This window comes from Pseudoalteromonas sp. CO109Y (assembly GCF_004208935.1).
GTDB classification, from domain to species: Bacteria; Pseudomonadota; Gammaproteobacteria; order Enterobacterales; family Alteromonadaceae; genus Pseudoalteromonas; species Pseudoalteromonas shioyasakiensis.
The window spans coordinates 51,612-62,160 of the sequence record NZ_SGPD01000022.1 but is presented as its reverse complement, the minus strand read 5'-3'; the positions used below and the strand labels follow the sequence as shown (position 1 = coordinate 62,160).

Genomic DNA, 10,549 nt, shown 5'->3' with positions numbered 1-10,549 from the left:
TTACTCTTTCTAACTTTACTCTTTCTAACTTTACTCTTTCTAACTTTACTCTTTCTAACTTTACTCTTTCTAACTTTACTCTCGCTAACTTTACTCTCGCTAACTTAAGCTACCAACTCAAACTACTTCCATTTGCTTTTAACCATTGCTCTGCTTTTTTATAATTTGGATAAAACTGGTTCACACGTTGCCAGAACTTAGCGCTATGGTTCATATGTAAAAGATGCGCAAGCTCATGTACAACCACATAATCAATCACCCAGGTTGGCGCACTTGCTAAATGTAAGTTAAAAGTCAGCTCGCGGCGTTTATTACAACTGCCCCAACGACGTTTATAATGTTGAATTTTAAGCTTTGTAGGGAGCGATTCAGACATCTGTACACAATAATCATGAACACGCATTTCGATATAGCTCTCAAGCTTTTCATGTAAAAACTGCTCCAGCAAAGCTAGGTAGTTAGCTTCTTGATGTTTGACACGTGATGATATTGATAAGGTAAGCTGAGACTGTGCATCTTGTTGCCACATGCTTTTCGGGCCTTTAGCAAATACTATCGGCACGTTTTGCCCAAACAACTTAATAGTGGCGTTTACTAATGGTAGTTGACGGCGCTCAGCATGAATGGATTGTTTGGCTATTTGTTCAGCGACCCAATCTTGCTTGGTCTTTAACCAGGCATCAATCTCAGTTTGTGGAACATAAAAAGGCGCATAAACAGTCAATTTCTGCTCGGCAACTTTAATTGCCACTGTGGTTCTGCGTTTACTGCGCTTTAGGGTGTAATCCAACAAAGGTCAGCCAATTCGATTAATAAAAATAAGAGATTCCATTTTACCCTGCTAAATAGCTGCTAATCTATAAAGATGACTCACAAATAAGTTTTCACCTTTATGCCTGACAAACCATGTTGTAGTTATACCTCACCAACAGGTAACAAGTGCCAAGAAACAGATATGGGCTCTGGATTTTGCTTTTGGCATGATAGTAAATTTGATAAATCAGGGCTAGATCTAACCCAAAAATTAGAGCGCTATGCAAAAAAAGGTGGCTTATTAGAAGGCCTGCAATTGCAAAGAGCGAACCTTTCAGGACTTAACTTAATAAAGCAGGATGACGAAGAAGGTTATGATCTCTCCTATTGTAATTTTTATCGTGCGAATTTAACGGGCGCTCACCTATTTAATAATAAAATCGCCAATGCTTCATTAATGAAAGCTAATTTACATAGCGCGAGTTTGCATTACTGTGATTTAAAAAATACCAACTTACTAGGTATTAAGCTCAACGACAGCAGGATTGATAACATCGAATTGGGTAACCAATTATTACAAGAAGCGGCTGCATTTAAAGCACGTAAAAATAAACAGCATGATGAAGCACGAGACTTATTTGAGCAATCTGAAGAAATATATCGCAATTTAAGAAAAGCCTCTGAACATCAAGGGCTTTTTGAGCTCGCCGGTAACTTCACCTACAAAGAATTAAGAATGCGTCATGCGCAATACCGAAAAGGTTCAACCAAGCAAATTACTTCCAGCTTTATAGATATGCTCTGTGGTTATGGCGAAAAGCCCGAAAATGTCATTCGCTTTAGTCTGTCACTCATTATTTGCTGTGCATTTTGTTATTTCTTATTCGGGGTAAGTTATCAAGATTCTGTGATGCAACTGAGCTTTGAAAACTCATTTAAAAGCAATTTGTCGGCATTGTTGAATAGTTTTTACTTCAGCGTGGTGACTTTTACAACTCTTGGCTATGGTGACATTACGCCAATAGGTTTTTCGAGGTTAATCGCAGCCATAGAAGCATTTTGTGGTAGCTTTTCGCTTGCTTTATTCGTCGTTGTTTTTGTAAAGCGTATGACTCGCTAACGCATAATGTATGAACCCTTATGCTCTTTTGCCTGATACATTTTTTTGTCGGCTCGATTAATTAACTCTTCAGCATCTACCGTGCTATCAAGTGGCGCTGCAATAAGACCAAAACTTAGATGAAGCTCAGGGTATTGTTGTTCAAATGCGGCTATAAGTTTTTCACAAATAGTAAAGGCGCTATCTAACTCGCAATCGGGTAAGATGATGCAAAATTCATCGCCGCCATAACGGCACGGTATATCAATCTCGCGAATATTTTCAAGTAAGTATTGGCCTATATATTTAAGGACTTCGTCACCTTTTAAGTGGCCTTGTGTGTCATTCACTGACTTAAAGTCATCAAGATCAAAATAAACAATGGTTAATGGCGATTTGTGACGTCTGGCTCTGGCAAGGTCACGTTGTAGTAACTCTTGCATTACACGGCGATTGTAGAGGTTAGTGAGAGGGTCGAGTTTAGCGAGTTTCTCAAGTTCTTGAGTACGTTGAGCGACTTTTTCTTCAAGGCCTTTCGCATAGACTTCGGTGCGGCGTTTCGCATTTTCAATTTCGCCCACTAAGCTGTCGATATAAGTATCAAAGACCAAGGTCGTATCAAAGTAAATCAATTTATCAATGATGGTAAGGGTATGATTTAACTCATATTGATCGCTTATTGCGGTGCGAAGCACATTAAAAATGAGCTCTTTTAAAGTACACACCGCCGATAAGTAAAGCTTTGGCTCAACCCCAATACGCTTATGCACCATACCAATCCGTAGACGGTTGTTAACATATTCATGCTCGTAACGACCACAAAATAAATCGATTATATACTGCCTTTGTGCATCTCTGAGTCGTGTTAAAGTATCTGCATCACCAATTAATAACGAAATTTCATCCACTTCGGTTTGTTTTTTATAAAACTCATTCACTACATTTTCGATGGCTGATTCGATTATAGGTTTATAGTTCAAAAGAGATGACAGACTATTTGAAGTCAGCCCTAATAAGCTCATTCTGTGTTGGATTTCTACATCATTAATCTGCATTTGCTCAACTAATGTTTGCTCGGTTCTTCTCATCTACCCACCTCGAACTACTCCTTTTTAATTAAATATAGCCAAGGTTTTGAATCCTACGTACTTAAGTGATAGGTTTTTCTCTAAATTCAGAACAATTTGTATTAGACTGCTATAACAAGCCGTTTCAAAAAAATATTATGCTCGCGAAATTTTTTATCACAGATCAAGACCCCAGCTTAATAGTAAGTGGTGTCTATGATCCAAGCTTAGTTGCTCTTTCTATTGCTACGGCTATTTTTGCTGCTTATTTTTCACTCCATATCATTGATCTAGCAAATAGAACACAATTTGATTCGTACCGTAAATTAGGCAGTGCAACAAGTGCCTTGGTGATGTCAGGTGGGATTTGGAGTATGCACTTTATCGGCATGCTAGCTTTTTCATTATGCACCACCGTGGAGTACGACCCTACACTGACATTTTTTTCATTTATTCCTGCATTTCTAGCCTGCTATACAGCATTCTCATTTTTGAAACGCAAAGATTTAAAGCAAATACCAACAACAATAAAGCTACTCATTGGCTCTGTATTACTTGGCTCTGGCATTGGTGCGATGCACTACTCGGGGATGGCAGCCATGCAAATGAGTCCGCTGCTTCGCTACGACCCAGCTTGGTTTGCAGCATCTATTGTGATGGCTGTTGCATTATCTTTTGTCGGCTTATATGCGCGATTTCACCTAGGTAAGTATTTTAAAAAACTCACTGTGTTTCAAACCCGTGTCATTTGCGCCATTATCTTTGGCTTTGCCGTGGCAGGCATGCATTACATGGGAATGGCCGCCACCCGCTTTGTTGCAACCTCGCCTTTGTTATCTGAAAACGTTCAAACGTCGCAACTTACTTTTATCGCCATTAGCGTTTCATTTGCCACCGTATTATTAACCGCTCTGGTTGGTATCATTAACGGCATGGTACGTTTTCGCTTATTACTGGCAGAAAAATCAGCAGAAGAGTCGCGCTTGGATGCCATTTTAGGCACTGCAATAGATGGCATCGTAACAATTAATATTCATGGCATTATTTTAAGCTTTAATAAATCAGCAGAAACTATTTTTGGTTGGCGACAAGATGAAGTGTTAGGTAAAAACGTAAAACTATTAATGAACGACGATATAGCCGCGCAACATGATGGTTACTTAGCTGACAGTAGCAGACATGAAGTTAAAAAAGTGATTGGCGTTAACCGCAATGTATTTGCAAAACATAAAAATGGTCATTTATTCCCGATTCGACTTGGGCTTGGGGAAGTAAAACAACCTAACGCAGAAACATTGTTTGTAGGCTTTATAACCGATTTAACTGAGCAACGTGCACTGCAGCAAAGTCTCGAAGAAAAAGAAAAGCAATATCGTACTTTAATGAACAATACTCCCGGCGCTGTATTTCGTTGTTTGCTAGATGAGCACTGGACAATGAAATTTATAAGCCCCAGTGTTGCTGACTTAACTGGTTACAGCCCTGAAGAGTTTACCGATGGCACAGTTACATTTGCTCAAATCATTAATAACGATGATGTAGCGCATATTGATGAAGTTATGGAAAAAGCCATAGCTGAAAAAAAACAATATGCGGTTGAGTACCGCATTCGCCACCGAAATGGCAAAGTTGTGTGGGTTTTAGACCAAGGAACAATTAACGAAAATAGTGATTCTGAACAAAAGTGGATCGATGGTGTACTTATCGATATTACCGCTCGTCACGAATATGAAGAATCACTCAAAAAGGCTAAACAAGAAGCTGAAGCCGCAGCGCAAGCAAAACAATCATTTATGGCAAACATGAGCCATGAAATACGCACGCCAATGAATGCCATAATCGGCTTTAGCGACATATTAATGGACAGCCCACTCAGTAAAGAGCAACAAAAGCATATCATTACTGTGAATAAGTCAGCTCGCTCACTGCTGCATTTGCTCAATGAAGTACTAGATTCTGCAAAGTTAGAAAAAGGCAAACTCGATATTCAGGCTGAGCACTTTAACTTACAAGCGCTACTCGACAACATAGTATCGACCTTTTGGCTCGAGGCGAAGCGAAAAGATATCCTGCTTGATTTGATTATAGCTGAAAATGTTGCGCCTATTTATATTGGCGATGAGTCTCGTATTCGCCAAGTGATGAATAATCTCATCGGTAATGCCATTAAATTTACAGAGCAAGGGTCTGTAACAATTACTGTGAGTCAAACTCAAAATAAACAATTGTTTTTCGAAGTACAAGACAGCGGTATTGGCATAGCCAAGCACCGCTTAGAAGCTATTTTCCAGCCATTTGAACAAGCCGACGGCACAATGACACGCCGATTTGGTGGCACAGGTCTTGGCACAACTATTAGTAAGCAGCTTGTTGAATTAATGGGTGGTTCAATTGGTGCTATCAGTGAAGAAGGCAAAGGCAGCTGCTTTTACTTTACCCTACCATTACAAGAAGGTGATATCAGCCAAGTCGATACCTTACCTGGCAATCAATTAAACTTACCGAAACTTCGCATATTAGTGGTTGATGACATTGAGCAGAATGTTGAGCTACTGAACATTTTATTATCGCAAGCTGGGCACACCATTAGTACGGCTCAAAATGGCTTTGAAGCCATTGCTGCATTTGAACAGCAAAGCTTTGATGTGATTTTGATGGATATACATATGCCGGAATGTGATGGCATTACGGCCTGTAAAGAAATCCGCGAAATAGAGAAAATCAGATGCTTAAAAATTACACCTATCATCGCGTTGACGGCGAGTGTTTTACAACAAGATAAAATTACTACAAAGCAAGCCGGTATGAATGGCTTTGCAAATAAACCCGTTGATATTAACCAGCTGAACCATGAAATTGCGAAAGTGCTTGGTTTAGAAGTAAATAAAATCACTAACAATAAAGTCGGTGATGAGAAAAAGCACATCAACTACGACAAAGGTGTTTTGATGTGGGGAAGCAAAGAGAAATTAAATACGGAAATTGGCTTATTCCTTAGTAATCATCAACAGAGTATTCTACGACTGAAGGATCAGAAACTCAGTGAAGACGAACAAAAAGCAATTTTGCATACTCTTAAAGGAGTCGCGGGTAATTTAGCCCTCGCAAAATTATTATACTTGTTATCAAACGCTGAGAAAGAACGTGAAAAGGAAAGCTTCCCTACACTCATTGCCGAGTGCGAACAGGAATGGCAAACGCTGATTGCATTACTTGCAGAACAGCCGCAGTCTAGTTCACAACAGCAACCCATACACGAAACGTCGTTGGGCGCATTTATTAGCCAAATTGAGGCACTGCAAGCGCAAGCTGAGCATGCAGAGATAGACGATGATTTATTAAGCCTGCTGCAATCCCAAGCACCTGCAACCTACCAAGATCAGGTTGTTGAAATTTGTGCGCATTTTGAAAACTTTGACTTTGATGCAGCAAGCACTGCTTTATCAGCTTTAAAGCACACTCTCCAAGCTGCTAAGGAACACCTATGACGCAAATCTCAGAACGTGCAAGAATTTTGGTCGTCGATGATGAACCAGCCAATTTAAAAGTGATCCGTGAAGTACTCGCTAACGATTATCGCTTATCGTTTGCAAAATCTGGCAAGCTTGCTCTTCAGCTTATTGAGAATGAACCTCCTAAGTTGATTTTGCTCGATATTATGATGCCAGATATGAGCGGTTTCGAAGTCTGTAAAGTGTTAAAAGCAAACCCTAAAACCGCTCATATTCCTGTTATCTTTGTTACCGCACTTTTCCATGAACAGGATGAGTCTGAAGGCTTTGCTCTAGGTGCAGTCGATTATATTACCAAACCAATTAGCCCTGCGATTGTCAGAGCACGGGTTAAAAATCATTTATCTTTAGTGCAAGCTGAACAACTGCAATTAGCCCATATTGATTTGATACAACGTTTAGGCCGTGCTGCAGAATATAAAGACACCGACACTGGTGAGCACATTGCAAGAATGAGCCGTTACAGTAAAGTACTCGCCCTTGCCTATGGCATGAGTGAGTACGAGGCCGAACAGCTTAAACAGGCAGCGCCTATGCATGATGTAGGTAAGATAGGTATTCCTGATTCAGTACTATTAAAACCTGGGCGCTTGAACGAAACCGAATACGAGCACATGAAACAACATGCCTTAATCGGTGCGAAAATTTTAGAGAACTCTACTTCCCCGCTATTACAACTTGCTCATAAGCTTGCCCTTGAACACCATGAAAAGTGGGATGGTACGGGTTATCCTTATGGCCTGAAAGGCGAAGAAATTAGTATTGAAGGGCGTATCGTGACAATTGCAGATGTGTTTGATGCTTTAACCTCAAAACGCCCTTATAAAAAAGCCTGGTCGGTTGAAGAAGCCCTCGACTTATTGAAAGACGAAGCCGGTAAGCATTTTGACCCGCAACTAGTTGATTTATTTATCGGTCAAATAGATAGCATCATAGAAATCAAAAATACTTATACGAGCTAATATCTTAGGGCCTCATTTGAGGCCTTTTTTAATTGTATCGTAATCATGCGAAGTAATTTCGTGGCTATTACCAGCACAATCTTTAAAATACATTGAATAAGTAACACCGTGGTCGGCAACAATTGTTTTAATATCAAACTGAGCGAGATGTTCAAGCCAGGCTAAAAACTGTGCTGCATTTGCGCCAAAGGCAATACCTTTGCTTCTACCCTCAGCTTCAAAGAGTGCTAAACGAATTGTTTTTGCTTGATCTTCTAAGGTTAAAGGCCCTTTTCCTTCATCCCAAAAAGCGAGTTCTGGTACCACATTAAAACCAAGTACTTGCTGATACCACTTTAGCGCAGCCGCTAAATCATCAACATTTAAGTGGCAATGATCAACACCACATAAAGATGGAATAGCCATGTTACTCACCAATTTCGGTTTTTAACTGCTCTAAAAATTCGAGCATGTAAGCTGTACGTCGTTTGGCTTCATCTTTCGCTGATGGCGTGTTCATGCTCTCGCTAATGTGTAACAGCTTAATGAAAAAATGATCTAGGGTATATTTTGTATCGTCAGGTTCACGGTTTAAGCAAAATGGGTCGTCTTTATGATACAGATAGCGACCAATTGAGCCTCCTACTTTCATACAGCGACTCACACCAATTGCACCTAATGCATCCATTCGATCAGCGTCTTGCACAATTTGCGCTTCGACACTTTGGACTTTGATATTGGCACTAAAGCTATGTGCCGCAATAGCATGATGAATAGCACTAAAATACTGCTCAGGATAATTAATTGAGGCTAAAAAACTTAACGCCTTATCTGCAGCCATGGTCGATGCTTTTGCCCTGTCTGGGTGGTTTTTAGCAACCGCAACACAATCATGTAACCAAGCTGCGGGTAACACCACAGCCATTTCTGCCTGCTCGGCAATACATAATTGTTTTGCAACCCTCACTACTCGCTCAATATGACTAATATCGTGTGCGACATCGGCATGGAGTAAAGACAAAATAAAGTCTCGACACTGAGTTTCTAACGCTGCAAAGTCTATTTCTGGCTGCATATACTGGCTATCACCATTAACTGATTGAAATTATGCTTACTTTAGCGTGCTTACTGGATTTGTTCAAAACATTCATTGTATGTTTGCCAGTGCTTCATTAAACTATGCTCCCTTTTGTTTGACGCGAGAATCCCTATGTCATCTGCTATTTACCTGCAAGCTGGACGAGAAAAATCACTAAAAAGAAAACACCCGTGGGTGTTCTCAAAAGCCATTAAAAAAGTAAAAGGTAAGCCAGGACTAGGTGATACTGTCACTATCTATGACAATGACGGCAAATTTTTAGCGATTGCTGCTTACAGCCCGCAGTCGCAAATTCGTGCTCGCGTATGGAGCTTCGATCAAAACGAAGTAATTGACCAAGCATTTTTTGAAAAGCGTTTGCGCCGTGCCTATGCTGCGCGCGAACAGGTGATCAGCGAAGGCGGCTTAACAGGTTTTCGTTTAAGCGCTGCAGAATCTGACTACTTGCCAGGCATCACTATCGATAAATTTGATAATGTATTGGTGTGCCAACTGCTTAGTGCCGGTGCAGAGCGTCATAAAGGTGAAATTGTTGCTGCACTAATGACTATTTTCCCAGGCTGCGATATTTATGAACGTTCAGATGTTGATGTTCGCACCAAAGAAGGCCTTGAGCCAATCAAGGGCCTACTTTGGGGCAAGGAACCAACTGAGCCAGTCATCATTGAAGAAAATGGCTTAAAACTCGAGGTAGACATTCTTGAAGGCCACAAAACTGGCTTTTACTTAGACCAACGTGATAGCCGTGCAGCCCTTGAGCGCTTTGTTAAAGACAAAACAGTATTAAACTGCTTTAGCTACACAGGTACTTTCTCGCTTTATGCTTTGCGTGGCGGTTGTAAACACGTTACTAACGTCGATGTATCGCAGCCAGCACTTGATACGGCTAAGCGTAACGTTGAGCATAACAACCTTGATTTGTCTAAAGTTGATTTTGTGAAACAAGATGTTTTTAAGTTATTGCGCCAATACCGTGATGAAGGTGTGCAATTTGATACTATCGTTATGGATCCACCAAAATTTGCTGACAACAAAGCGCAATTAACCGGTGCTTGCCGTGGTTATAAAGATATTAATATGATTGCGATGCAAATCTTAAAACCAGGTGGCACTTTACTCACTTTCTCGTGCTCTGGATTAATGGAACAAAATTTATTTCAAAAAGTGGTTGCGGATGCAGCCCTTGATGCAGGTAAAGACTTGTTGATCATGGAACGATTAAACCAAGCTGCCGACCACCCGATTGCTGGCAGCTACCCAGAAGGCTTTTATCTTAAAGGCCTGATCTGTAAAGTTTACTAGTTAAAATTTACAATTTCTAAACCGGCACTCAAGGAGCCATCTTGCTCCTTGGTTGCTCGTATCACACGGGCTGTTGCATCAAATGAGGTAATAGCCGTGCTAGCCGAAGCAATTAACACCCGATACAGACTGCCTATTTCTAAAACTTCATCAAGGTGAATTGCCAGCCCTGTTGCACTTAAATCAGTACACATAGCCTGAATTTCTTCGCCGTTAACAACATCTAATGGGATTAGTTTTGCAGGTGTATGAATTTGCATGCGGCGAAAGTCGCGTTTCTCCTCATGAAACATATGGCCTCCTATACCAGTGTTTTTATTTTCTCTATTAATGTTTTAACAGAAAAAGGCTTCACTACATAGGCGTCACACCCGGCATCAAACCCTGCTTTTTGTTCAAGCTCGGTTTCAAGGCCAGACACCATGACAACAGGAATTTGCTCTGTTTCTGGGGTGTTTTTTAGTAATCGGCAGGTATCATAACCATCTAAGCCCGGCATACACACATCGAGTAGTATAGCATCCGGCGGCTCAGCAATAGCCGATGTTAAACACGATGTGCCTGAGTTTGCATAGCTTAACGAAAACTCATTCCCAAGGCTTGCTTTGAGCATTTCAAAATTAAAATATTCATCATCGACGACCAAAATAGTTGGTCGCGGCCGATTTACCGTACGCTCAGAAACTGAGATAGGTCTTTCCTTTTCAATGCCCACATAATCTCCTTTTAGCATCTGTGTTTGTAACTTAAAGCAAGGAGGCGCTAACCTCATTCCT

General features: G+C 40.6%; 10 protein-coding genes. 4 read left to right on the top strand and 6 right to left on the bottom strand.

Going from position 1 to position 10,549, the window contains the following annotated elements:
* Positions 1-109 precede the first annotated feature (109 nt).
* Complete coding sequence (locus EXT43_RS08510; RefSeq protein ID WP_062566989.1) at positions 110-790, bottom strand: SprT family zinc-dependent metalloprotease; 681 nt, start codon at positions 788-790, stop codon at positions 110-112.
* 102 nt (positions 791-892) lie between these two features.
* Here EXT43_RS08510 and EXT43_RS08505 point away from each other — a divergent pair, with 102 nt between their 5' ends.
* Complete coding sequence (locus EXT43_RS08505; RefSeq protein ID WP_130166783.1) at positions 893-1,873, top strand: ion channel; 981 nt, start codon at positions 893-895, stop codon at positions 1,871-1,873.
* Here the strand turns inward: EXT43_RS08505 and EXT43_RS08500 are convergent.
* On the bottom strand, positions 1,870-2,940 hold the full coding sequence (locus EXT43_RS08500; RefSeq protein WP_130166782.1) for a GGDEF domain-containing protein: 1,071 nt from the start codon (positions 2,938-2,940) through the stop codon (positions 1,870-1,872). The two genes, EXT43_RS08505 and EXT43_RS08500, sit on opposite strands and share 4 nt — an antisense overlap.
* 137 nt (positions 2,941-3,077) lie before the next feature.
* On the opposite strand from EXT43_RS08500, the gene EXT43_RS08495 reads away from it, so the two are divergent.
* A complete protein-coding gene (locus EXT43_RS08495) occupies positions 3,078-6,407 on the top strand; it encodes a PAS domain S-box protein (protein WP_130166781.1) in 3,330 nt (1,109 codons plus the stop codon).
* Positions 6,404-7,393: a two-component system response regulator gene (locus tag EXT43_RS08490; protein ID WP_130166780.1), complete on the top strand. Its 990-nt coding sequence runs from the start codon at positions 6,404-6,406 to the stop codon at positions 7,391-7,393. Before EXT43_RS08495 ends, EXT43_RS08490 begins: the two co-directional genes overlap by 4 nt.
* A 12-nt stretch (positions 7,394-7,405) precedes the next feature.
* Here the strand turns inward: EXT43_RS08490 and EXT43_RS08485 are convergent, their stop codons facing one another.
* Both EXT43_RS08485 and EXT43_RS08480 read right to left on the bottom strand, forming a co-directional pair.
* Positions 7,406-7,807, bottom strand: a complete 402-nt coding sequence (locus EXT43_RS08485; protein ID WP_171037166.1) for a VOC family protein — start codon at positions 7,805-7,807, stop codon at positions 7,406-7,408.
* Positions 7,800-8,447 (bottom strand): HD domain-containing protein, encoded by a 648-nt coding sequence (locus EXT43_RS08480; protein ID WP_054564028.1) that lies wholly within the window; start codon positions 8,445-8,447, stop codon positions 7,800-7,802. The genes EXT43_RS08485 and EXT43_RS08480 overlap by 8 nt, the downstream gene beginning before the upstream one ends.
* Positions 8,448-8,582: 135 nt before the next feature.
* Between EXT43_RS08480 and EXT43_RS08475 the strand changes: the two genes are divergently transcribed.
* Complete coding sequence (locus EXT43_RS08475; RefSeq protein ID WP_063707115.1) at positions 8,583-9,773, top strand: class I SAM-dependent methyltransferase; 1,191 nt, start codon at positions 8,583-8,585, stop codon at positions 9,771-9,773.
* Here EXT43_RS08475 and EXT43_RS08470 read toward each other — a convergent pair.
* Positions 9,770-10,066 carry a PilZ domain-containing protein gene (locus EXT43_RS08470; protein ID WP_063527531.1) on the bottom strand — a complete coding sequence of 99 codons (297 nt, stop codon included), beginning with the start codon at positions 10,064-10,066 and terminating at the stop codon, positions 9,770-9,772. The genes EXT43_RS08475 and EXT43_RS08470 overlap by 4 nt on opposite strands.
* An 8-nt stretch (positions 10,067-10,074) precedes the next feature.
* Positions 10,075-10,488 carry a response regulator gene (locus tag EXT43_RS08465; protein WP_276319705.1) on the bottom strand — a complete coding sequence of 138 codons (414 nt, stop codon included), beginning with the start codon at positions 10,486-10,488 and terminating at the stop codon, positions 10,075-10,077.
* Positions 10,489-10,549 lie beyond the last annotated feature (61 nt).

Coding starts and splice junctions, on each gene's coding strand:
- EXT43_RS08470 (WP_063527531.1), bottom strand. CDS start 10,066: ATGTTTCATGAGGAGAAACGCGACTTTCGCCGCATGCAAATTCATACA.
- EXT43_RS08500 (WP_130166782.1), bottom strand. CDS start 2,940: ATGAGAAGAACCGAGCAAACATTAGTTGAGCAAATGCAGATTAATGAT.
- EXT43_RS08480 (WP_054564028.1), bottom strand. CDS start 8,447: ATGCAGCCAGAAATAGACTTTGCAGCGTTAGAAACTCAGTGTCGAGAC.
- EXT43_RS08495 (WP_130166781.1), top strand. CDS start 3,078: ATGCTCGCGAAATTTTTTATCACAGATCAAGACCCCAGCTTAATAGTA.
- EXT43_RS08475 (WP_063707115.1), top strand. CDS start 8,583: ATGTCATCTGCTATTTACCTGCAAGCTGGACGAGAAAAATCACTAAAA.
- EXT43_RS08490 (WP_130166780.1), top strand. CDS start 6,404: ATGACGCAAATCTCAGAACGTGCAAGAATTTTGGTCGTCGATGATGAA.
- EXT43_RS08505 (WP_130166783.1), top strand. CDS start 893: ATGCCTGACAAACCATGTTGTAGTTATACCTCACCAACAGGTAACAAG.